The sequence below is a fragment of the Lysinibacillus sp. NPDC096382 genome (assembly GCF_044762845.1).
Taxonomy (GTDB): Bacteria; Bacillota; Bacilli; order Bacillales_A; family Planococcaceae; genus Lysinibacillus.
Map to the genome: position 1 here is coordinate 1 of NZ_JBIWFC010000032.1, position 22622 is coordinate 22622.

Here is a 22622-nt window from a genome sequence, read left to right on the forward strand (position 1 = left end):
GATACTTAAGAGGTTGAACCGCCGTATACGGGACCGTATGTACGGTGGTGTGAGAGGTCGACTAGCCAAATAATGGCTAGTCTCCTACTCGATTGAATGATTGCTTTAAATAGGGGGAGGAAGAGCTACTCGGGTACGGGTGAAAATCGCTCATATGTAAAAAAATACACAAAAAACAGCAGCTGATATGAGCGTATCAGCTGCTGTTTTGTAAGTGTAAGAGATTTAATTAAGGGTTCATCAAAATATGATGAGGGTTGTCATTATTAGTACGTGTGGGGCACGTATATGACGACTTTACAGAATAGGCAAATGCTTATAGGTGGTTACAGTTTTCACAAGTGTTGCTGTAGCATTCACTTTGTTCTTCAATTTTTTCACCGCATTCTGTGCATTGCTTTGCAGGTAGGTTCTTGAAAAATTCAACTACATTTTCTAACATTGTGGACTCCTCCTTTAAATTCATCTGTACTATTACTGTTTTGATATTTTATAGTGTATTATAACAGATGCTTTTCGTCAACACAAAATGCCTAATTTACGATAAAATAAATATGGATATTTTGTGAAGGAGGAAACGTAATTTATGATATTCGTTGATAATAAAGGGATTCATGACCCACGCATTAACCTTGCCATTGAGGAGTATTTATTAAAAACGATGGATGTTGAGAAGGAGCCAGTGTTACTTTTTTACATTAATCAACCTTCAATCATCATTGGTAAAAATCAAAATACTATAGAAGAGATTAATACGGATTATGTAGAGGATAATGGCATTATCGTTGTGCGACGTCTTTCTGGTGGGGGCGCGGTGTATCATGATTTAGGGAATCTTAACTTCAGTTTTATCACGAAAGACGACGGCGATAGCTTTATGAATTATAAAAAGTTTACTCAGCCTGTTGTAGATGCACTTGCAAAAATGGGCGTTCATGCTGAGCTTTCTGGCCGTAACGACATTTTAGCGGAAGGGCGTAAAGTTTCTGGTAACGCACAGTTTTCTACAAAGGGCCGTATGTTTAGCCACGGTACTTTAATGTTTGATACAGAAATTGATGCTGTTGTATCCGCATTAAAGGTGAAGAAAGATAAAATTGAATCAAAGGGCATTAAATCGATCCGTTCACGAGTAGCTAATATTTCGGAGTTCTTAAAGGACAAGTTGACAGTCGAAGAATTCCGCCTAGAAATTTTAAAATCCATTTTCGGTGGTGAAGAAAAGATTCGCTATTATGAGTTAACGGAGGAAGATTGGGCAAATATCCATAAGCTATCTGCTGAGCGTTATCAAACATGGGAATGGAACTATGGGAAATCACCACGCTTTAACATTCAAAAAACACATCGTTTCCCAACAGGAGGCATTGATATTCGCTTAGAGGTGAATCACGGAATTATTGAAGAAGTGCATATTTTTGGTGATTTCTTCGGCGTGGGCGACATGGCAGATGTTGAACAACGATTAGTTGGGACAAACTATGATCGAACTGCAATTGCTGAGGCGTTAACAAATATTGATATTCCAACATACTTTGGTGGAATTACGACAGAAGAGTTTTTACAATTAATTTATTAAGAAAAGCTTGCGTAGAAAATTGAGGATTCGAGTTTGACATAATAAAGTAAAAGGATTCACGCACAATTTTGTGGATGAATCCTTTTTGGATGTCGATAAAAATTAAAAGTTGGGCGATAAAACGTGAAAATTAGTCGATAAAATTCAAAAGTTGGGTGATAAAACGTAAAAGTGTTTCGATAAACAAAGGTAGATGACACGTATCATGCGGATAAGTTGATGGGTGTGGAAGCTAGGCGACTCATTGGGAATTAGCAATAGAGAAACGAAGGCTAAAGGCATTACATCCTGTGATGGACGGATGCATGTTTTAGCGGCGTTCTTCCTTTGGTTAGCGGCGCAACTCACACTTTTAGCGGCGAATTCCAACATAAGCTGGACAATTTGACTAAACTAAAGTCAGAGTTGAAGAACATTGTATAAAATTTTACACAATATTAAGGACTTGACTGGAAAGCGACGGATAAAAGAGCCGAAGCGACGGATAGAAGTGTCAGAGCGACGGATAGAAGGGCGAGAATGACGGAAGGAAAACGAATCGACGGATAGAAAAGCCAAAGAACGCGGCACACGAACGCACTCAGGAAAGAACCGAGTCGGAACGGAAATTAACACCCACGTTAAGGGGATGCCACTAATTGAGGCAAAGGTATTTTGAGACAAATATCTCTAGCTAATAATTCGGGTTAACTTTTGCTACAAAAGGTTCGCTGACAGTTATGTCATCGAACCTTTTTTTGATACAATATAGGATAGAAAGGAGTGTTGGTATGGAGAAGCATCGAATATTTATTGTCGAAGATGATGTAAAGATTGCGTCATTGCTTGCAGAAACGCTTAGAAAATATCAATACGAAGTTGAAACGATCAAAGAATTTGATCATCTTGTTGAAGAATTTACAGCATTTAATCCACATATGGTGTTGCTTGATATAAATTTACCTTCGTACGATGGCTACTATTGGTGTCGCCAGCTACGTCAACATACAACTTGTCCAATTATTTTCATTTCCGCTCGTTCTGGCGAAATGGATCAAATTTTTGCGCTTGAAAATGGGGGCGACGATTTCATTACGAAGCCATTTAATTATGAAATTGTACTGGCTAAAATCCGCAGTCACTTGCGTCGTACATATGGTGAATATGCAGCAAGACAAGAGGAGCGGACAATTAAACAAGGACAGCTTATTCTTCATTTAGAAAGAATGGAGCTTCATAAAAATGATTTAGAGATTCCACTTCAGAAAAAAGAATGTATCATTTTAGAACTGTTAATGGGAAATGCTCCGAAAGTAGTGACACGTGAGCAATTGTTAGAAGAGCTTTGGGACGATCAGGCATTTGTCGATGAGAATACGTTGAACGTCAATATGACACGAGTGCGGAAAAAGTTGGCTGATTATCATATTGCGTCTTCTATAGAAACTGTACGTGGAGCAGGCTATCGCTTTATTTTAAGTGCAGGTGAGTTATAGTGGGCTGGAAATTATTTCTGCGTGATTACGCATCGTTCATTGTATTCCAGATCATATTAGTCGGCTTCATCATGGTCTTATATTGGTTGGACGGCTTTCGAAATGTTGATACTGCTATTTATTCCTTCTGTATTAGTTTAGTGTTATTAGCTTCGTTTTTACTTATCCGTTATTTAATGCGCCAACGTTATTTATTAAAAATATCACTGCTTCCTAAAACAATGGAGGATGTGTTGCAAAAAAATGCTAAAACACCTGAGGCGATACAGGTTGAGAAATATATGCATGAACTATATCGACAATATAAGCATGAGCTTCAAACGTTATATGCAGGCCAAAAACGGCATGATCAGTTTATTAATCAATGGGTGCATCAGATGAAAACGCCAATTTCTGTTATTGAGCTTTTATTGCAGGATGAACGTCCTCTCGATAAAAAGAATGTGCAGGAGGAAATTGACCGTTTGCGAAGAGGCTTGGATATGGTGTTGGTGAATGCTCGATTAGAAAATTTTGAAGAGGATATGCAAGTAGAACAGGTTGCTTTAAAAACGATTGTGACTGCAACTGTAAATGAAAATAAACGTTTATTTATTACAAAGCGTGTTTTCCCAGAAATTCATATTGAAGATGATATTATCGTAGCAAGTGATTCAAAATGGCTGCGCTTTATTCTCGGACAATTTGTAACGAATGCGGTTAAATATACGTTTGAATCAAATAAAAAAATAGTCATTTCCGCCATTAAAAAGGATGACTACGTACAATTAGCCATTCGTGATGAAGGTATCGGTATTCCAGCTTCCGATCTTTCTCGTGTCACTAAAGCCTTTTTTACTGGTGAGAATGGGCGTAAAACTGGGGAATCCACAGGGATGGGCTTATATTTAGCAAAAGAAATCTGTGAAAAACTCGGTCACGAATTACACATTACATCAGAGGTAGGAAAAGGAACAATTGTTACAGTGACATTTACGAATTAGGGGGATCGGAAATGATAGAAGTACGTTTGGATGAATGGGTTTTACATGTAGAGACAGAAAAAACAGAGACATTATACGAATCGCAAAACGATGTTTGTGATTGTTTATCCTGTGAAAATTTCCGTAAAGCTAGTCTTTTGTTTAATGAAGAAGTAATGCATTTTTCGAATAAGCTTGGGCTAGACTTACATAAACCAACTTTACTTAACGCTTTTCCAGTAGAAGGTGAGCAAGTGATGTACAGTGGGCATTATACGATTTGTGGAGAAATCATGGAAGGCGAAATGGATGCCTGGGATGTAATTGTTGGGTCGCATTGCTTTAGTCTAGTGGAGGAGGATGGTAATCAGTTAGCTGAATCATTAACAGGGCCGCATTTTCAAATTGGCTTTGAGGTAGTATTGCAATGGCTGTTACCAGAATCTATGGAATTAAACAAGAAATAAGGTGAACAAGGTATGCCTATTTTACAAATAAAAGACGTGACAAAGGTGTATGAAGGCAAAGTAACTCATCGTGCGTTAAATCAACTAAGCTTTGATGTTGAGGAAGGTGAGTTTTTAGCAGTCATGGGTCCATCAGGAAGTGGAAAAACAACATTATTGAATATCATTTCTACGATTGATGAACCAACGAGTGGAGAAATCATTTTAGATGGCATGAATCCTCATACGCTGAAAGCAACTGAGCTAGCTTACTTTAGAAGAAGACAGCTTGGTTTTGTTTTTCAGGATTTTAATCTTTTGCATATGCTGACAGTGGAAGAGAATATTGTGCTGCCACTTACATTAGATCAACAGCCATTAGAAGTAATGGAGGAGCGTCTTGCAAGCATTGTGGAAAAGCTCGATTTAACTTCGTTCTTGCATAAACGCCCAAATGAAATATCAGGTGGACAAGCACAAAGAACTGCCATTGGGCGGGCACTTATTCATAATCCAAGTCTCATTTTAGCAGATGAGCCAACAGGAAATTTGGATTCGAATTCTTCACGTGATGTACTTGAACTTTTAACAAAAATTAATCAGGAAAAACGAACAACGATTGTAATGGTAACACATGATCCAATTGCAGCTAGTTACTGCGATCGCGTGTTATTTATTAAAGATGGTGAATTTTTCAATGAAATTTACAAAGATGATCGTCGTCAAATGTTTTTCCAACGAATATTAAATGTTTTGAGCTTACTAGGAGGAGGACAAGTAGGTGACCTTTCGACAATTCGCTTACCGTAATGTCGTACGGAACAGCCGTATATACGGTGCCTTTTTCATGGCAAGCTTTTTTTCTGTGGCTGTGTTTTTCATCTATTCAATGCTCATGTTTCATCCGGATATTGAACAAGGGATTTTAGGAGAAGCATCGTTAATTGGAATGGTAGGTGCGGAAACCGTACTCGTCCTTTTTACCTTATTCTTTTTATATTATTCGATGAGTGCTTTTTTAGAGGCTAGATCACATGAGTTTGCAATTTTATTACATTTAGGAATGGAAAAACGCCAGATGAATAGGCTTGTCTTTTTGGAGACAATGATTATTGGATCAGGTTCTATTTTTGTTGGGATTATATTTGGTTTCTCATTTTCGAAATTCTTTTTCATGATTGTTCGAGAAATTTTACATTTAGATAGTTTACCCTTATATGTTTCATGGCAGCCATTTTTACTAACGATTGGTGTCTTCACAAGTGCTTTTGTAGTGATTTCCTTTATTAGTGTGTATTTTACACGTGAAAGAAAATTACGCGATCTCCTGAAGGGGAATGACTATTTAAATAGTGTTTCAACCTATTCTAAAATTCGTGCAGTATTTGGTATTACCCTTATTTTATCAGCATATGTACTAACGTTTATCGTATCGAATACATCTTGGATTGGTTTAACATTAATAATCCCGTTTTTAGCGACCTTTGGAACATATTATTTTTTCAGTGATTCTTTACCTTGCTTTTTAGATAAAGCACGGGGCAAACGTAAATTTCATTGGCAACGCTATCGACTTCTTTCATTAGCTGAGCAAACGCATATTATGATGGACAATGTGAAAATGTTTTTTGTAGTAACGATGGTGTCAACAATGGCCTTTTTATCGGTCGGTGTATTAGCGACGATGTCATCCTATACAATACAATATGATCGTTTAAATCCATTAGGGCTTGTCTATAAGGGGGATGTCGACAATCCCTATGAGCGAAATCATATCGCCTCTTTACGAATTCAATTAGAGGAGAAGGGTTTGTCCTATCATTTATCGCGCTTTGTTGTCATCAAGCAAACATCTTCATATACTCACAATGAGGTTGAAGTTTTTAGGGAATCGGATATGAATGTATTGCTTTCTTCCTATAGTTACCCTTTACTTGATTTGGCTTCAGGGGAGGCAGTGTTTATACCATACTCGGAAGATTCTCTAAAAAGACTAAAAAATAAAGTTGTGCATACTGTATTAGAGGAAAATTCTATCCCGATAACAATTGATAGCGTATATCCTAAAATAGTATTCCCAGGGTCTATTGTTAGTGTGAATTCTATAGTGATAAGTGATGAGGATTTTAGAAAGCTTAGAAAGCCGATTGCTGATAAAAACGTTGTGCAGCCAATCTATCATTTATTTACCTTCTATATCCCTCAGTGGGTGGCAACGAAAGAGATCGGCAAGGACATAGAGGAGCTAAAAGCCTCTCAATATTTTTATAAGAAGGATAGATTCAGCCCATTTTACTTTGAAAATGCAGGGTTAAATTATTCTTATATATTAGCTACTTACTCATTATTCACATTAGTAGGGGTTTTAGTAGCAACGGTATTTTTATTAGCAGCAGGTAGCTTCGTTTACTTTAAACTGCATACTTCTCTTGAAAGAGAAAAGCGTAAATTCGATGTCTTAAAGCGAATGGGCTTAACAGATACAGAGCTCAAAAAGCTTGTGAATCGTCATTTGTTCCCACAATTTTTCTTGCCATGGGGTGTTGCAATGATGCATAGTGCCTTTGCTTTTCTTATGGTTCAAGGTATCTTGAAGGATATTGCTAATATTTCCATTGTCAAAGAAGTTGTCTTTGCTTTTGGATTTTTTGTTTTAATACAAATAGTCTATTTTTATTTGATTCGTTGGCGATACATCTCGCATATTCGTTCGTAATCAAAATGTGCAATGGAGAAAAAAATGAATTATTTGACGTAATTTATGACATGAAATAAAAAGTTTCGTTGTCTTTTAGATGTGTTTCTTATATAATATTACTGAATAATGATTCATTTTATCTTCATTCAGTAGCAGACTCCCACCTCTGAGGTGGTGTGATGGATTCGGGTGTGATTCCATTTTAAGGGATGTCCATACATCTACTGAATGAAGGTAAAGCCTCCGGCGGATGTCACGGATTTACAAAGGAATGCTTAAAGGATGTTAGCCTAAAACCTTCGCATCCTGCGAAAACGGCTAACTGACCTGTATCGGTAATAACGCCACGTCCTTGTGGCATTACCGAAATGACCGACATCGTGTCGGCCCTCGTGCAGGCCTGGGCACAATTTAAAATCCTGACCTCAATTACGCCAAGGCGAAATTGATACGATAAGGGGATGGTGTAATTGAATTTAGTTTCAAGTGTTCGTCAACAAGCATTAGAGCAACCGGATAAAATTGCGTATCATTTTATGGGGAAAGATACGACGTACGGTGAATTTGAACACACGGTAGGTCGCTTTGCAAAGGGGTTACAAGATTTAGGGGTAGAAAAAGGGGACCATGTGGCGTGTTTACTCGGCAATACACCACATTATTTAATTGCGTTATATGCAACAATGCGTTTAGGAGCAACGGCAATTCCGATTAATCCAATCTATACACCGGATGAAATTTCGTATATTTTGCATAATGGTGATGTAAAAGCTGTTATTGCACTAGATGCACTTCTTCCATTAGTAGAAATGGGTGTACATGCTTTTCCAAAAGTAAAAACATTTGTTGTTTGTGAAACAACAGAGAATGTTGCTGAAAAAGTAATGACTTTATCCGAAGAAGCAAAGGCAAAAATTCATTTATTTTCACAAGTGATTGCTAGTGCATCGGACTCTTTCCAACCAGTAGAAGTAGCTGACGATGATAATGCAATTATTTTATATACTTCAGGAACGACAGGTACTCCGAAGGGTGCAATGCTGACTCATAGAAATATCTATTCAAATGCACGGGATGTTGCGCATTATTTAGACTATAAAGCAGATGATCGTGTTATTGCCACGTTACCAGTTTTCCATGTATTTGCATTAACTGTCGTCGCCAATGCACCTTTATTGAGTGGAGCAACGATTTTACTTGTACCACGTTTTAGTCCAACTGAAATCTTTAAATTAACGAAGGAACAAAAGGCAACAGTCTTCGCTGGTGTGCCAACTATGTATAACTTCTTGTATCAATTACCTGAAAGCAACCCTGAAGATTTTTCTACAATACGTTTAGCGATTTCAGGTGGCGCGTCTTTACCGGTAGCACTATTACATAATTTCGAGAAGAAATTTAATGTGCGTGTATCAGAGGGCTTTGGCCTATCAGAAGCTTCACCAGTAACGTGCTTTAACCCTTTGGATCGTGAGCGTAAGGCAGGTTCTATTGGGACATCCATTTCCAATGTTGAAAATAAGGTGGTGGATGTTAACGGTCAGGAAGTGCCCGTTGGAGAAGTAGGGGAGCTAATTGTACGAGGGCCTAACGTTATGAAGGGCTATTATAAATTACCCGAAGAAACAGCGATGACTATACGAGATGGCTGGTTATATACAGGGGACTTAGCTAGAGTTGACGAAGAAGGTTATTTCTACATCGTTGACCGTAAAAAAGATATGATTATTGTAGGTGGATTTAATGTCTATCCAAGAGAGGTTGAAGAAGTACTCTTTGCTCATAATAATATTGTTGAAGCGGCAGTTGTAGGTTACCCAGACCCTAACTTAGGTGAAGCTGTACATGCATATGTTGTCTTAAAAGATGCAGAAGCAACTTCGACAGAAGACCTTCTAGCATACTGTGCAAAGCATATGGTGAAATACAAGGTTCCTAAAGTAATTGAGATTATGGATGAATTACCGAAAAATACGACAGGAAAAATTTTGCGTCGTACATTAAAAGAAAAAGTATAAGAAACAGTAGCTACTATTGAAAAAAATAGTAGCTTTTTTTGTATTCTTTGAAAACCCCTTGCTATGCGAGGGGTTCCGGAAAGCTTTTAGCTATGGACAAGAAAAAAAACCCAATCATACAATGAAGGTGGTCTGGTCAACCGACTTCATGCGAAAGGGGTACCCAAATGGATAATAAAAGTTTAGCCCATACGAAATGGAATTGTAAGTATCATCTGATTTATTCCGCATAAATGAACAGTCACATTCCCATTTCAAAATTTAAGAGAAGGTGGGAGATCAACTGCCCCTAAAGTTCAATTGATTAGGGGCTACAAATGTATTCTGTGAGAAAGCGCGTTAGCACATAAACGTTTGCATAGAATGTGAGATATTAGCTAGTGTTCCTCTAGTGAGGGACGCGGAACACCCACTGATTGAACCTTCACTTTAGGCCAATATTACAGCAATGTAAAAAAGCGTGGCCACTTATTTAAATAAGTTGAGTGTATATGTCTGTAAGTGATAAAATCAAACTTGTGAAATCTACATACTTTTTAAAGGCTTGTCATATAGTGAGGGAGAAGTAACATCAATAACTGTAAAGAAGAATGGAACCTTTGGTGTCTAGCTACGTCAAAGCCTTTAGAAAATTTAATTGAAAGAGAGCATACGGAAAAATGATAGAACTCATCAAGGAGTTAATTAGTTTTATTATGCATATTGATGTGCATTTAGAGGAGATCATTCGTAAGTTTGGTAATTTGAGTTATTTCGTTCTATTTGCAATTGTTTTTGTTGAAACAGGTGTCGTAATTTTCCCATTCCTGCCAGGTGATTCATTGCTTTTTGCAAGTGGAACATTAGCAGCAGCAATGGGCGCATTTAATATGTGGATATTAATTCCTGTGTTTTTAGCGGCTGCCATTTTAGGGGATACGATGAACTATCATATTGGTCATAAAGTAGGGACATCCATTCCACAAAAGAGCTTCCTTGGTAGAGTCGTAAAAAAAGAACGTATGGAAGCAGCAGAAAAGTTCTTTAATAAACACGGTGGAAAAACGATTGTCATCGCGCGTTTTATGCCTTTTATCCGTACATTCATACCATTTGTTGCAGGGGCTAGTAAAATGAAGTATGGCTACTTCATTATGTATAATATTTTAGGTGCTGTGTTATGGGTATTCAGCTGTACATTACTAGGTTATTTCTTTGGTAATATTCCAATTATTAAAGATAACTTCTCAACGGTTCTTATATTAATTATCTTAATTTCAGTTGTACCAGCCGTTATTGGTGCTATTAAATCAAAAACAAGTAGAAAATAAAACAAGGACAGTCTAAAGGTGAAAAAAATCACTGCGGACTGTCCTTGTTTTTTACTATCTAAAAAAGACCTTGGGAGTCTTCCAGAACTGTACTTCGTGGAATGTCGATAACGATGACATTTGGATTGGAATAGCTCATTACATATGATTCACGTTCTAGCTCACGATTCATATCTAAAATACCTAATGTTGCTTTTATACGAAAATAATTTACTTGTTGTCTAGAGAGAGATTCAATAAATAGCTGGTTTTGTGCCACGTATATGTTAGGTAACGGTACTTCGTCTGAAAGATCAATACCTTCTATAATGACAGGAAGTTGATAATAGGTAACAAGAGCTTTTCCAGATTCCATATTGTCATTATAGCGCACTCGAATAGTAACGCTTGAACCACTGTCACCTTCATTTACAACAACAGGTAATGTATCTCCTTTATATCTTAGCTCCCACGTTTTCTTTTTGTATTCCTCCGTTAAATAAGAAGAATCGTTTTCTTGATCGTACTTTTGTATTTGATCTGATTTTTTCTCAACTTGTTTAATTTCAGAAGGAGAAAGTATTGGTATTTTTGATTCTGAAAAAAAACTAATATAAATGAAGGCAGTAAGTCCAAGTACGATATAGCTAGTAATGCCAATTATAATACGCTTAGGGGTCCAAATATTTTTAGCTTTTTTCCCTAATTTACTTAGTAGTATATAAATAGCAATTACCAGTAGTATTGTAGTAAAAAAGAATAGTGTAGTCGCCGTCATTTGCGAGTCACCTCCGATTTATCAGCAATCCAAATAGAGAGGCTAAAGCATAGTAGAGCCATAAGCAAATAAAGAACACTAATCATAAGATTGGATAACATTATTAATGACCTAAGATTTATCAACTCTGGTGACATAAAAAATAATATAAAGCCAAGCAGCAGAAAAGTAGATACAAGTATTTTTATCACTACTGGCCCCTTGAAGCTGGTGCCTAATAGTAAGCCGATTGCGCCAAATAAACAGAGGCTACTGAAACATAATAGTAATATTGATGGTGAAATAAATAGATCTTCTATTATAAAGGATTTTTTCCCCACTAATAAAATTCCGAATACTTGTAAATAGTAAGTAGAAATCATAATGATGACCGCAATAAAACTGTAAATAATCATGACAAATATATTGGCAATAGCGCTAGATGTTCGACTAGAAATAATGGATAAGTCATCAATACGATACGCTTTTGTTGTAAAGAGAAGTGCTACAATAAATGCCCAAATTGCTGTAACAATAAGAAATGTATCGAGTGAGTAATTAGAGAAATGAACAGTTAAATTTTCTCCTCCATGACCAGAAGACCCACTCCCCGAGCTAGATGTTAAAAGCCCAAAAATGATTTGTACAATAACTAAGGAACTAAGGGCAGAAATATATAATTTTGCTTTCCATTTCACTTGTTTTTTAACAATGGTTTTCAGTGAAGTATTAGTCAAAGATTGCATCAATATCACTTCCTTTTTTACTTGTTAAATACTTGCACACTTCACTTGCTGTAAGGGATGATACCGTGATGCCTTTTGCTCGAAGTATTTCTTCTGAGACGAATGGATTACTAGCATCTATTATTGCTGAGGTCATCCCTGCCATAATCTTTTGAGCGTATACTCCCGTCTCAGAGAGCAGATCTGCAAGTGCATCGCTTGGTCCACTAAGTGATATAAGCTGTTCCTTAAATTCATCCAATGGTGCGTGGGCAATGACAGAGCCTTCATCTATTAATATAATTTCTTCTAAAATAGATTCCATCTCTTGCAAATGGTGACTAGTAATTAAAAATGTTCGTGGAAAGGCTAGGTATTCCTTTAAAATCGCTCTGTAAAAATCTGTACGAATCACTTCGTCCATGCCATTCATCGGTTCGTCTAAAATAGTCAGTGCACAGCGGCTTACTAATCCGTAGACAAGGTTAAAGGTTGCTAATTGACCTTTAGACAATTGCTGATGCTTTGCTGTGAGATCTATACCTGCATAATCGAGCATGCGATAAGCTAACTCATTTTGCCAATTAGGATAAAAATCAGCGCCCATCTTTAGAATATCTTCGAGTGACAAGTAATCAGAGAAGCTTAATTGATCATCGATAAAAATCATATTGGCAGCAATTTGAATATTATTAAAGGGATTTTCATTAAACACTTTGCATGATCCAGTTGTAGGCTTTAGATAGCCAGCAAAAATATTAAGTAATGTCGACTTACCAGCACCGTTGCGACCAATAATGCCGATAATTTTCTCTGCATCAATAGCGCAGGTTACGCGCTGTAGTGCAATACGGCGTCCAAAGCTTTTAGATAGCTCCTCACATTGAATAATATTCATTCCAATCCCTCCTGTGTTTTTCGAATAAGCACTAGCAATTCTTCATCAGATACAAGTAAACGTTTTGCCTCTAATACGATCTCTTGTGCCATTTTCGTCAATATTTCGTTTCGACGTTTCAATAAAATTCGTTCCTTTGCATCTGTAGCGACAAACATACCTAACCCCCGTTTTTTATATAAAAGTTGCTCTTCAAGTAAAATTGTCAGCCCTTTACCAGCTGTAGCAGGATTTATATTGAATAATTCAGCTAGCTGGTATTGTGAATAGACCTTCGCGTCTGTCTGTAATCGATCGGCGATGATTTCGTGCTGTAGCCATTCAGCAATTTGAATATAAATCGGTGTTGTACCATCTAGATGAACGTGCATCGAAAAACCCCCTTTCATTCCTATGTAACATAGTGCATTAGTGTTGTAATGTACTTTATATTGAAAACTGGAAAATGTCAATATGAAATGAAATTTTTGACAAAAATATTTAGGGAGGATTAAGTGAAATTGAAAAAGATCTCTCTGGAAAAGGAATACATGAAATATGAGTAGTTTGGAGTTTTAGGTAATGATTTTTAGGGGTTAATCACCGAAAGTTGGGATTAAAGCATTTGAGTGAAGTGTCCTTCGGATAGCGTCATAAAAGTGATAAAATATTTTCTTGTATAGAATGTTAATTAATGTTAGGCGACTTTTAGACAGTTACTTGAATGATAAGCAGAGAGTAATGAAAGATGCTATAATATTTATTACTAGAATATGGAGAAATGGGGGGCGACGAAATGGAAGTATTTATCGGCAGACAGCCTATTTTTAACCTTCATGAACAAGTCGTTGCGTATGAATTATTATATCGTAGCAAAAACGTAAATGCTTTTCCGATAGTCGATCCAGATGCTGCAACAATCGATGTACTAGTAAACTCATTTCTTTCAATTGGCATTGAAGAGGTAACAAAAGGTAAACCTAGTTTTGTTAATTTTACAGAAAACTTACTTATGAGTTCCTTAAATGAATTTTTAAATCCATCGCAAGTTGTTATTGAGATTTTAGAGAATGTCCCTATTACAACTCAGTTAGTCGAGAGAGTTAGTGAGCTAAAATCATATGGGTTTAATATTGCATTAGATGATTTTATTTTGGATGATAAGGTACAAGTTTATGATGAGTTATTTCCTTATATCGATTTTATAAAAGTTGATTTTTTAGTATCACCGTTATTGGAGCGCATGGAAATTGAAAATAAAGTGAAAGAAAATTTCCCTCACATAAAATTACTGGCTGAGAAGGTTGAAACACGTAATCAATTTGAAGTGGCAAAGCATTCTGGCTATGAATTATTTCAAGGCTATTTTTTTGAACAACCTCAAATCATTACAGCTACCGATATACCTGCTAATACTATTCAATATTTATATATTATTACGCTATTAAAAGAAGAGGAACCGAATATACAATTATTAGCTGATAATATCGAGCGTGATATTTCTTTAACGTATAAATTATTGCAAATGGTTAATAACTCAGAGCTACGGTCTAAATCCAAGGTACGTTCGATAAAACAAGCAATTATATTACTCGGCGTTTCAAATTTACAAAAGTGGATTTATTTATTGGCAATGCGAGAAATTGATAGAAATGCTGAAAATGATCTTTTTAAAGAAGTCATGCGTACTTCTTTATTTAGAGCAAAAGTTTGTGAGAAATTAGCCAAGCTTTCCTATAAGAAAAACTTCTCTGAATATTTTTTAGTCGGGATGTTTTCGTTGATAGACACTTTGTTGCAAAGACCGCTGAATGTTATTTTACAGCAGTTACCTTTTTCAGAAGAAATAACAGAAACGATTTTAGGTAATCAAACTGAAATGACACCTTATCTGGAATTCAGTATAGCGTTAGGTAAGTTAGATTGGTCTACTTTAGAAAATTTAGCTCCTCAGCTCAATATGAATTTCACAAATATTGATCTTTTATACAATGAAGCAATGGAGTGGGCAGAAAAATCTTTATAAAACAAGGATTTGTTATCTTCAATGTCCTGTAGTCGGATTTGCAGTTAAGTATATATTTTAGTGAAAAGTCAAAAATAAGCTATCTTAAAATTCTATTTAAGGTAGCTTATTTTTTATGTTTTATACATTATTGGGCTCATTTTGTTAAAACTTATGCCATGTGTATAGTTGATTGGAGTAGAGACTGGGCGATTTCTTGGGGTCAGATCACACCGCGAGTGGAGCGGCGCATTAGACACCCCCAGGAAGCTTTGCTCTGCGCGTCAGCAGCGAATTGCCCTGTCGGAACGGAAATCAACCACACGTTATGGTGATGAACTAAAATATAAAATTACATGTTTCCTTCATCAAGACGAAGTTCTCAATGCGAATACTATTTGCTATAATCATCTCGTATTTAAAAGATTCTGATAGTTGAAGTGGGTGGGGAAATGAGTCAAATTCGTGGTGTAAGGGAAAGCATTGTAGAGTATATGTACGTTATAGTGGGAGCAGCAATTATTGCTATTGGCTTCAATGTATTTTTACTGCCAAATCAAGTAGCTTCTGGCGGAGTAAGTGGGATTAGTACAATTTTACACGGTTTATTTGGTTGGAATCCAGGCTTTATACAATATGCATTCAATATTCCATTATTTATAGCAGGTGTAGTAGTACTTGGGAAAAAATTTGGAATCAAATCGTTTATTGGAACAATAACATTACCGTTTATTGTATTACTAACGAACAGTTGGGGACCATGGACGGATAATCCTCTACTCGGCGCACTTTTTGGGGGTATTGTGGTCGGTTTAGGAATAGGACTTGTCTTTAAGGGGAATGCTTCTACTGGTGGCACTGATTTACTAGCACAAATAATTACAAAGTATACCGGCATATCGCTTGGTACAAGTGTACTTTTAATTGATGGGATTATCGCGATTAGTGCAGCAATTGTTTTTGACTTAGAGAAAGGTTTGTATGCCCTGATTGGACTTTATGTCACTACAAAAACGATTGATATTATTCAGCTCGGCTTAAGTCAGTCTAAAATGGTTTATATTATTACGATGAAACAAGATGAAGTACGTGATGCCATTTATGCCGAGATTGATCGGGGAGTGACAAAGTTGCCTGCTATAGGTGGCTATACAAGGGAAGCACGACCAGTGCTCATGGTTGTTGTTTACCAAACAGAATTCACAAAGCTGAAACAACTCATTAAAAACGTTGACCCATCAGCGTTTGTTATCGTTTCTGATGCTTATGAGGTGTTAGGAGAAGGTTTCAAACGTGCATAATTTTGGTATAATGTCGGGGAAAGATACTTATTTACTTTTAGGAGGGGCCCTAATGAAAAAGGCAATGTTAACTTTAGCGATTGGTTCAGCAATCTTCTTAGCTGCTTGTGGCGGAGGTAAAACAACTTCAACTGAAGGTTCAAAAACTGCTACTCCAAATGGCGAAACAATTGCTATGAAATCTTGTATCGCTTGCCATGGTAGCGAGCTACAAGGCCAAAATAATGCACCAAAAATTAGCGATGTAGGCTCTCGCTTAACAGAAAAAGAAATTTTAAATGTTATTGAAAATGGTAAAGGTACAATGCCTCCTGGTGTTATTAAAGGTGCGGATGCAGAAGCAGTTGCCAAATGGTTAGCTACTCAAAAATAAAACAAAATGAAACTAGCGGGCTGGAGAACCGCTAGTTTTTTATATTTTGTAGATTTTTTAGTCAGGGCAGACAGAGTGTAAATACATTTCTTTTATACATAGACATGCTAAAATAAGGTGAAACTGCAATCATTAGGCTGATTGCTAGTTAACTTAGGACAAAACATATTCAATTCCTTTGAATGGAGGCTACTAAACATTGGTCGTAGTATTAACAAGAGACGTTATGGAGAAATTTAAGTTAGAACTATTAGCTGGTGAGGAAGGAATAGGAAGAACGATTGTTACTAGTGATATTTCAAGACCTGGGCTCGAGATGGCGGGCTATTTTACGCATTATCCTGCCAATCGAGTGCAATTGCTAGGAAAAACAGAACTATCCTTTTTTGAAATGCTGCCTTCAGATGTGAAACTGGAGCGCATGCGTTTATTGTGCTCGCAGGATACACCAGCTATTATTATTTCTCGTGATTTAGAGGTACCTAAGGAACTTATACAGGCGTCTAATGAAAAACATGTACCTGTATTTAAAACGCATATGACAACAACGAAATTTTCGAGTAGGCTAACTAACTATTTAGAAGGTCGCTTAGCACCAATGACTGCTGCTCACGGAGTTTTAGTTGATATATACGGCATCGGTGTGCTAATTATCGGAAAAAGTGGTGTAGGGAAAAGTGAAACAGCACTGGAGCTTGTCAAGAAGGGGCACCGTTTAGTAGCTGATGATTGTGTAGAGATCCGTCAGGAATCAGAGAATTTTTTAATTGGGAGTCCACCTCCTCTTTTAGAACATTTACTCGAAATTCGAGGCATTGGTATTATCGATATTATGACACTCTTTGGAGCAAGTGCGGTACGACCGTACAAACGTATCACATTAGTTATCGAATTAGAAATATGGGATCCAGAAAAAGTATATGATCGTCTAGGTTTAGAGGAAGAAAAAATGAAAATCATTGATACGGAATTAACAAAGTTAACGATTCCTGTAAGACCTGGGCGTAACGTGTCTGTTATTATTGAAGTAGCAGCAATGAACTATCGTTTGAAAAAGATGGGTGTTAATGCAGCCGAGGAGTTTTCTAGACGATTAGATGAAGTAATCTCATCAACAGATGAATTGGACGACTAATCGTTTTTAACTTTTTCCAGCGAGTGTTTTTTGTACCGAAAGCGCAGCGACAGGTACAGAAGTTTTCGACCTTATAGGTAGTGAGATGAATACGAGTTACTTTTCAGTGGGTGTACAAATATCATGCTGAAATAGAGGAACGAACTTCACATCCTGTGAAAACGCCTAAGTGACCAACATCGTGTTGGCCTAAGCCTCCGGCGGATGTCACGGAAATCGGAAAGTTCTTTGTACAAGCACAAAGTCGATTCCGGACGCAATTATGCCGAGGCATTAGAATTTTTTTGCAAATGTAATGAATTGAGAGGAGTATAAGATGGACTTGTTATTATTAGAAATTAATCCGATTGCTTTCCATTTAGGACCTATCCCTGTTCGTTGGTATGGGTTACTAATCGTATCGGGTATTATTTTAGCTTATATTGTAGGACAAAGAGAGGCTGTGAAGAGAGGCTTACCCGAGGATTTTCTTGCGGACTTATTACTATGGGCTGTTCCTATATCCATAATTTGTGCACGTATTTACTATGTTACGATGCGTTGGGATTATTATAGTGAAAACCCTGGGAAAATTATTGAAATTTGGAATGGTGGTATCGCTATTCACGGTGCTCTTATTGGTGCCTTTTTGACAGCTTACATATTCACTCGTAGAAGAAATATTAGCTTTTTACAAGTAGCGGATATTGCGGCACCGAGTATTTTAATTGGGCAAATAATTGGCCGATGGGGAAATTTTATGAACCAGGAAGCTTATGGTGGTCCAGTATCACGTGGATTTTTAGAACATCTAATGCTACCGGATTGGATTATTAATCAAATGTATGTTGAAGAATTAGGGACATATGTACATCCTACTTTTTTATATGAATCCGTCTGGAACTTTATTGGGCTCATTATTTTATTAGTTTTACGCAAAGTAAATTTAAATCGTGGTGAAATATTCTTCGGCTATTTAATTTGGTATTCAATCGGTCGCTTCTATATAGAAGGCATGCGTACAGATAGTCTATATTTAGTAGGAGATTTACGCTCTGCTCAGATTGTTTCAATCATAGGTATTGTAGTAGGGCTTGGCGCGATTATTTACCGTCGTATAAAAGTAAAACCTGCAGTAAAGTATTTAGATCATAAATAAGGGGTGCAAAGCATGACTGTAAAGGCATTACTATTTGATTTTGATGGTACATTACTAAATACAAATGATTTAATCATTCAAACATTTATGCATGTTTTAAACGAGCGATTTCCCGGGCAATATTCGCCAAAAGATTGCCTGAAATTCCTCGGGCCATCCTTGAAACAGACATTTTCTGACATTGCTCCTGGTGAAGAGGAAGCAATGATTACTAAATATCGTGAATATAATGAATTACATCACGATGAGCTTGTCACTCAATATCCTGAAGTTGTATCTACTTTAGAGCAATTAAAGGCTATGGGCATCAAGTTAGCGATTGTATCTACAAAACGTAATAAGATGATAGATCGGGGTCTATCTGTACTAGGTGCAAGTCATTTATTTGACATCCGTATTGGCACGGATGATGTGAAAAATGTAAAGCCTGACCCAGAACCAGTTTTGCTTGCGCTTGAACGTCTTGGTATAAACAAGGAAGATGCCATTATGATTGGCGACAATTCTCATGATATTGTGGCCGGGCATAACGCTGGAGTTAGAGCAGCTGGTGTCGCATGGGCTTTTAAAGGTGAGGAATACTTACAGCAATTCAAGCCGGAATATATGTTGCATCATATGACGGATTTATTTGAAATTGTGAAAGCGGGGTAAGTAAATGGCACGTAAAACAGAACGCTACCGTGTCGAAGGAGCAAACTCGCTTTGGAATATTTATGATACGGTGTCCTTTTGGAAAGTGATGAAGTGTTTCGTTGTCATTCAAATTGGACGCTTCACACCATTTTTACGTGTGAAAAACTGGCTGTATCGATCTTTTTTAAAGATGGAGATTGGTGACCAAACTTCCATAGCTTTAATGGTGATGCCAGATACAATGTTTCCAGAACGTATTCATATCGGTGATAATACCGTTATAGGCTTCAGTACGACTATTTTGGCGCATGAATATTTAATAGAGGAATATCGCCTTGGAGATGTTCATATTGGCAATGAAGTGATGGTTGGCGCCAATTCAACGATACTACCAGGTGTTACGATAGGTGACGGTGCGATTGTGTCAGCTGCAACCCTTGTGCATAAGGATGTGCCAGCTGGCTGTCTAGCAGGCGGTAATCCTATGCAAATAATTTATACAGCTGAACAAATGGCGGAGCGCAAACGCAATGAAGTAGTGGAATGGTGCACGCCGAAAAAATAATAACATCTAAACTGTGCATGCTTTACTGTGCACAGTTTTTTTGTTGAAAACAATTGTAATAATGAAATTTAAGTAGGACTCTCCGGCAAAAAGAGGGGTTGAATTTCCGTTCCGACTGGGCGCTTTATCGCTGCCGCTTCGCTTTCGCACAGAGCAAAGCTTCCTGAGGGCGTCCTTTTAGTTTATCGGAACACTTTTAGAATTTATCACCCAACTTTTGAATTTTATCGACTAACTTTCACGTTTTATCACTCAACTTCTAAATTTTATCGACATCCGTCTTTTACTTTATTATGTCGTTAAGTTCACTCAAATCAACCTACCATAAAAATACCAATGTACATTTTTGCTAGTCTAATCATGTCTACTTTCGCTGACTAACTACGTTTCTATACAAGTGCGTGAATAATTACAACTTGACACGGAGCCTTTACTCGCATGATTCGCTAGCCTAGAACCCAGTTATATCAATGGCTGGCTAACCGAACGAGGGTATCATACTCGCCACTCCCTGTATTTATTTCAACGTTTATACCAACTTTTTAGTTTTATTGCCCAACTTCTAAATTTTATCAACATCCACCTCCCGAAGAGCAAAAAAGATTTTTTGTCTAAAGGTTTACAAGTTTAAAGAGAGAAAAACTTGCTCTGCTGAATACGTTTCAATTTATTTATTTTCGAGTATAATTAACAGAATAATCAGTATTGAAATTATTTGATAATTCAAACGGAGTTGCATTGACTAGCAAGAAGAAATAAGTTAGAATTCTTTCATAATCTAATTCTCTAATACTCTAGTGAGTTAAAGTGAAACGTGAGGAAGTGTCAAAATTGTCGTCGATTAAAATGTTTGAAAAACCACTTGGAATGCGCGATACATTTCCGCAAATTTTTGAAAAGGTAGAGGCTGTAAGAAATACAGGGCGAGAGTTTTTATGCAGAAGAGGCTATGAATTTATTAAAACACCTGCAGTAGAGTATTTTGATACAGTCGGCAAAGCATCAGCGATAGCCAATGCGCAATTATTTAAATTAGTAGATGGCCAGGGCAACACGTTAGTACTACGACCTGATATGACAACACCGATTGCACGAGTAGCAACATCAAAATTATTAAAAGAGATGATTCCCTTACGCCTTGCTTATTTTGCTAGTGTCTTTCGCGCACAGGAAGCGGAAGGTGGACGCCCAGCAGAATTTGATCAGATGGGGATTGAGTTAATTGGAGACAATTCCGTATATGCCGATGCTGAGGTTATTGTGACAGCAATGGAGTTATTAAAGCAATTAGGATTAACGACATTTAAAGTGACGATCGGACATGCAGGTATATTAAATTGCATTTTACAAGATTATACAGAAAGTATTGAACAACAAAATATACTTCGGACGCTACTTGTACAGCGCAATTACGTAGGGTTTGAAGACGCAGTAGAATCATTTAATTTACCTCAAACAAAATCCGATGCATTATTGCAATTTATTGAAGAAGCAATGCATTTGAAAGAAATTCAAGATATTGAAAAATATGTGCGAAAAAATGATGCATTAGAATATATGCAACAGCTCGCTAAGCTACTTGAAATGGCAAACTTAGCGGATTATGTAGCCTTTGATTTTACACTTTCTAGTCACATGAGTTATTACACAGGCATGTTATTTGAAGTGTTTGCAACCGGCAGTGGTTTTCCATTAGGCAATGGGGGACGCTATGACGGATTGCTGGAGGTATTTGGCTCAAAAGTAGGTGCTACAGGATTTAGTATTCGTGTTGACCGCCTATTAGAAACAATTGATGCGCAATCTGATGAACGACAAGAAGCTACAGTCGTGCTATTTGAGGAAGAACAATTTGAAGCGGCTCTTACCAAGGTACAGACGCTACGTGTACCCGGTAAGCAGGTTACCTTACAGTTAAGGAGTAGCCTTGTCGATGAAGAAGCTTTTTTAGCACACTTTACAGAAGTAGTTGTGGTGGGACAGGAGGACGTTGACGGTGAATGAATTAACGATTGCGATGCCGAAGGGACGCATTTTTGACGAGGCATATCAGATGCTATTAGAAGCTGGCTTTAATTTACCAGAAGAAGTCGAAATGTCTCGTAAATTAATGCTTGAGATTCCAGAAGAGAAAATACGTTTTATATTAGCAAAGCCGATGGATGTTCCTGTTTATGTTGAGCACGGTGTAGCTGACATTGGTATTGCCGGGAAGGATGTTTTGTTAGAACAGCAACGAGAAGTGCATGAATTGCTGGATTTAAAAATAAGTACTTGTTATATCGCATCAGCAGGCTTACCTGATACGACGATGAATGAAATTGCACCAAGAATAGCGACGAAATATCCTAATATTGCAATGAAATATTATAAGGGTATTGGAGAGCAGGTTGAAATTATTGAGCTAAATGGATCGATTGAATTGGCGCCTATGATTGGCTTGGCAGATCGAATTGTTGATATTGTTTCAACGGGCCGGACATTGAAAGAAAATGGCTTAGTGAAGTATGAATTTATTACAGACGTATCATCACGATTAATTGCCAACCCAGTAAGCTATCGCATGAAGAGCGATCGTATTATCGATCTCGTGAAACGTTTGAAAAAATGCGTTAAATAAAAATGTCTACTGTCTGGAAGAGG

23 protein-coding genes are annotated in these 22622 nt (G+C 37.1%); 17 read left to right on the forward strand and 6 right to left on the reverse strand.

The window, feature by feature from the left end:
* Positions 1 to 316: 316 nt before the first annotated feature.
* Positions 317 to 442: a protein YhfH gene (gene yhfH, locus ACIQZA_RS24875; protein ID WP_132362068.1), complete on the reverse strand. Its 126-nt coding sequence runs from the start codon at positions 440 to 442 to the stop codon at positions 317 to 319.
* A gap of 144 nt (positions 443 to 586) precedes the next feature.
* Here yhfH and lplA point away from each other — a divergent pair, with 144 nt between their 5' ends.
* From lplA to ACIQZA_RS24905, 6 genes are all read left to right on the forward strand, one after another.
* Complete coding sequence (gene lplA, locus ACIQZA_RS24880) at positions 587 to 1579, forward strand: lipoate--protein ligase (RefSeq protein WP_400937828.1); 993 nt, start codon at positions 587 to 589, stop codon at positions 1577 to 1579.
* A gap of 770 nt (positions 1580 to 2349) precedes the next feature.
* Positions 2350 to 3054, forward strand: a complete 705-nt coding sequence (locus ACIQZA_RS24885; RefSeq protein WP_142509258.1) for a response regulator transcription factor — start codon at positions 2350 to 2352, stop codon at positions 3052 to 3054.
* On the forward strand, positions 3054 to 4037 hold the full coding sequence (locus ACIQZA_RS24890; protein WP_400937821.1) for a sensor histidine kinase: 984 nt from the start codon (positions 3054 to 3056) through the stop codon (positions 4035 to 4037). Before ACIQZA_RS24885 ends, ACIQZA_RS24890 begins: the two co-directional genes overlap by 1 nt.
* Before the next feature lie 11 nt (positions 4038 to 4048).
* Positions 4049 to 4483: a hypothetical protein gene (locus ACIQZA_RS24895; protein WP_400937818.1), complete on the forward strand. Its 435-nt coding sequence runs from the start codon at positions 4049 to 4051 to the stop codon at positions 4481 to 4483.
* A gap of 12 nt (positions 4484 to 4495) precedes the next feature.
* The gene (locus tag ACIQZA_RS24900) at positions 4496 to 5272 is read left to right on the forward strand and encodes an ABC transporter ATP-binding protein (RefSeq protein ID WP_142509261.1); all 777 of its coding nucleotides are present in this window, start codon (positions 4496 to 4498) and stop codon (positions 5270 to 5272) included.
* Positions 5244 to 7178 (forward strand): FtsX-like permease family protein, encoded by a 1935-nt coding sequence (locus ACIQZA_RS24905; protein WP_400937815.1) that lies wholly within the window; start codon positions 5244 to 5246, stop codon positions 7176 to 7178. Before ACIQZA_RS24900 ends, ACIQZA_RS24905 begins: the two co-directional genes overlap by 29 nt.
* Positions 7179 to 7413: 235 nt before the next feature.
* Here ACIQZA_RS24905 and ACIQZA_RS24910 read toward each other — a convergent pair whose 3' ends face one another.
* Positions 7414 to 7539 (reverse strand): hypothetical protein, encoded by a 126-nt coding sequence (locus ACIQZA_RS24910; protein ID WP_400937812.1) that lies wholly within the window; start codon positions 7537 to 7539, stop codon positions 7414 to 7416.
* A gap of 91 nt (positions 7540 to 7630) precedes the next feature.
* Between ACIQZA_RS24910 and ACIQZA_RS24915 the strand changes: the two genes are divergently transcribed.
* Positions 7631 to 9178, forward strand: a complete 1548-nt coding sequence (locus tag ACIQZA_RS24915) for a fatty acid--CoA ligase family protein (protein ID WP_142509263.1) — start codon at positions 7631 to 7633, stop codon at positions 9176 to 9178.
* A 662-nt stretch (positions 9179 to 9840) separates the two neighbouring features.
* Complete coding sequence (locus tag ACIQZA_RS24920; RefSeq protein ID WP_255505182.1) at positions 9841 to 10488, forward strand: VTT domain-containing protein; 648 nt, start codon at positions 9841 to 9843, stop codon at positions 10486 to 10488.
* Between the two features lie 58 nt (positions 10489 to 10546).
* Here the strand turns inward: ACIQZA_RS24920 and ACIQZA_RS24925 are convergent, their stop codons facing one another.
* Genes ACIQZA_RS24925 through ACIQZA_RS24940 form a run of 4 tightly spaced genes read right to left on the reverse strand, consistent with a single transcriptional unit; the run spans position 10547 to position 13218 of the window.
* Positions 10547 to 11245, reverse strand: a complete 699-nt coding sequence (locus ACIQZA_RS24925; RefSeq protein ID WP_142509265.1) for a hypothetical protein — start codon at positions 11243 to 11245, stop codon at positions 10547 to 10549.
* Positions 11242 to 11970 (reverse strand): hypothetical protein, encoded by a 729-nt coding sequence (locus ACIQZA_RS24930; protein ID WP_402884520.1) that lies wholly within the window; start codon positions 11968 to 11970, stop codon positions 11242 to 11244. Before ACIQZA_RS24930 ends, ACIQZA_RS24925 begins: the two co-directional genes overlap by 4 nt.
* Positions 11954 to 12847, reverse strand: a complete 894-nt coding sequence (locus ACIQZA_RS24935; RefSeq protein ID WP_402884521.1) for an ATP-binding cassette domain-containing protein — start codon at positions 12845 to 12847, stop codon at positions 11954 to 11956. Before ACIQZA_RS24935 ends, ACIQZA_RS24930 begins: the two co-directional genes overlap by 17 nt.
* Positions 12844 to 13218 carry a GntR family transcriptional regulator gene (locus ACIQZA_RS24940; RefSeq protein ID WP_132362042.1) on the reverse strand — a complete coding sequence of 125 codons (375 nt, stop codon included), beginning with the start codon at positions 13216 to 13218 and terminating at the stop codon, positions 12844 to 12846. The genes ACIQZA_RS24935 and ACIQZA_RS24940 overlap by 4 nt, the downstream gene beginning before the upstream one ends.
* A 404-nt stretch (positions 13219 to 13622) precedes the next feature.
* Between ACIQZA_RS24940 and ACIQZA_RS24945 the strand changes: the two genes are divergently transcribed.
* From ACIQZA_RS24945 to hisG, 9 genes are all read left to right on the forward strand, one after another.
* A complete protein-coding gene (locus tag ACIQZA_RS24945) occupies positions 13623 to 14852 on the forward strand; it encodes an EAL and HDOD domain-containing protein (protein ID WP_402884523.1) in 1230 nt (409 codons plus the stop codon).
* Positions 14853 to 15283: 431 nt separating this feature from the next.
* Entirely contained in the window at positions 15284 to 16132 is an 849-nt protein-coding gene (locus tag ACIQZA_RS24950) for a YitT family protein (RefSeq protein ID WP_142509269.1), read from the forward strand.
* A 52-nt stretch (positions 16133 to 16184) separates the two neighbouring features.
* Complete coding sequence (cccB, locus tag ACIQZA_RS24955; protein WP_142509270.1) at positions 16185 to 16505, forward strand: cytochrome c551; 321 nt, start codon at positions 16185 to 16187, stop codon at positions 16503 to 16505.
* 199 nt (positions 16506 to 16704) lie between these two features.
* Positions 16705 to 17640, forward strand: coding sequence for an HPr(Ser) kinase/phosphatase (hprK, locus tag ACIQZA_RS24960; protein ID WP_142509271.1), 936 nt, complete (start codon positions 16705 to 16707; stop codon positions 17638 to 17640).
* A gap of 316 nt (positions 17641 to 17956) precedes the next feature.
* The gene (gene lgt, locus ACIQZA_RS24965; protein WP_142509272.1) at positions 17957 to 18778 is read left to right on the forward strand and encodes a prolipoprotein diacylglyceryl transferase; all 822 of its coding nucleotides are present in this window, start codon (positions 17957 to 17959) and stop codon (positions 18776 to 18778) included.
* 12 nt (positions 18779 to 18790) lie between these two features.
* Positions 18791 to 19432 carry a pyrophosphatase PpaX gene (gene ppaX / locus ACIQZA_RS24970; protein ID WP_402884525.1) on the forward strand — a complete coding sequence of 214 codons (642 nt, stop codon included), beginning with the start codon at positions 18791 to 18793 and terminating at the stop codon, positions 19430 to 19432.
* A gap of 4 nt (positions 19433 to 19436) precedes the next feature.
* Entirely contained in the window at positions 19437 to 19979 is a 543-nt protein-coding gene (locus ACIQZA_RS24975) for an acyltransferase (RefSeq protein WP_132362028.1), read from the forward strand.
* An 831-nt stretch (positions 19980 to 20810) separates the two neighbouring features.
* Positions 20811 to 21983 carry an ATP phosphoribosyltransferase regulatory subunit gene (locus ACIQZA_RS24980; RefSeq protein ID WP_402884527.1) on the forward strand — a complete coding sequence of 391 codons (1173 nt, stop codon included), beginning with the start codon at positions 20811 to 20813 and terminating at the stop codon, positions 21981 to 21983.
* Positions 21976 to 22599: an ATP phosphoribosyltransferase gene (gene hisG / locus ACIQZA_RS24985; RefSeq protein WP_142509275.1), complete on the forward strand. Its 624-nt coding sequence runs from the start codon at positions 21976 to 21978 to the stop codon at positions 22597 to 22599. The genes ACIQZA_RS24980 and hisG overlap by 8 nt, the downstream gene beginning before the upstream one ends.
* Positions 22600 to 22622 lie beyond the last annotated feature (23 nt).

Coding starts and splice junctions, on each gene's coding strand:
- yhfH (WP_132362068.1), bottom strand. CDS start 442: ATGTTAGAAAATGTAGTTGAATTTTTCAAGAACCTACCTGCAAAGCAA.
- lplA (WP_400937828.1), top strand. CDS start 587: ATGATATTCGTTGATAATAAAGGGATTCATGACCCACGCATTAACCTT.
- ACIQZA_RS24885 (WP_142509258.1), top strand. CDS start 2,350: ATGGAGAAGCATCGAATATTTATTGTCGAAGATGATGTAAAGATTGCG.
- ACIQZA_RS24895 (WP_400937818.1), top strand. CDS start 4,049: ATGATAGAAGTACGTTTGGATGAATGGGTTTTACATGTAGAGACAGAA.
- ACIQZA_RS24900 (WP_142509261.1), top strand. CDS start 4,496: ATGCCTATTTTACAAATAAAAGACGTGACAAAGGTGTATGAAGGCAAA.
- ACIQZA_RS24910 (WP_400937812.1), bottom strand. CDS start 7,539: ATGTCGGTCATTTCGGTAATGCCACAAGGACGTGGCGTTATTACCGAT.
- ACIQZA_RS24925 (WP_142509265.1), bottom strand. CDS start 11,245: ATGACGGCGACTACACTATTCTTTTTTACTACAATACTACTGGTAATT.
- ACIQZA_RS24930 (WP_402884520.1), bottom strand. CDS start 11,970: ATGCAATCTTTGACTAATACTTCACTGAAAACCATTGTTAAAAAACAA.
- ACIQZA_RS24935 (WP_402884521.1), bottom strand. CDS start 12,847: ATGAATATTATTCAATGTGAGGAGCTATCTAAAAGCTTTGGACGCCGT.
- ACIQZA_RS24940 (WP_132362042.1), bottom strand. CDS start 13,218: ATGCACGTTCATCTAGATGGTACAACACCGATTTATATTCAAATTGCT.
- ACIQZA_RS24945 (WP_402884523.1), top strand. CDS start 13,623: ATGGAAGTATTTATCGGCAGACAGCCTATTTTTAACCTTCATGAACAA.
- ACIQZA_RS24950 (WP_142509269.1), top strand. CDS start 15,284: ATGAGTCAAATTCGTGGTGTAAGGGAAAGCATTGTAGAGTATATGTAC.
- cccB (WP_142509270.1), top strand. CDS start 16,185: ATGAAAAAGGCAATGTTAACTTTAGCGATTGGTTCAGCAATCTTCTTA.
- lgt (WP_142509272.1), top strand. CDS start 17,957: ATGGACTTGTTATTATTAGAAATTAATCCGATTGCTTTCCATTTAGGA.
- ppaX (WP_402884525.1), top strand. CDS start 18,791: ATGACTGTAAAGGCATTACTATTTGATTTTGATGGTACATTACTAAAT.
- ACIQZA_RS24975 (WP_132362028.1), top strand. CDS start 19,437: ATGGCACGTAAAACAGAACGCTACCGTGTCGAAGGAGCAAACTCGCTT.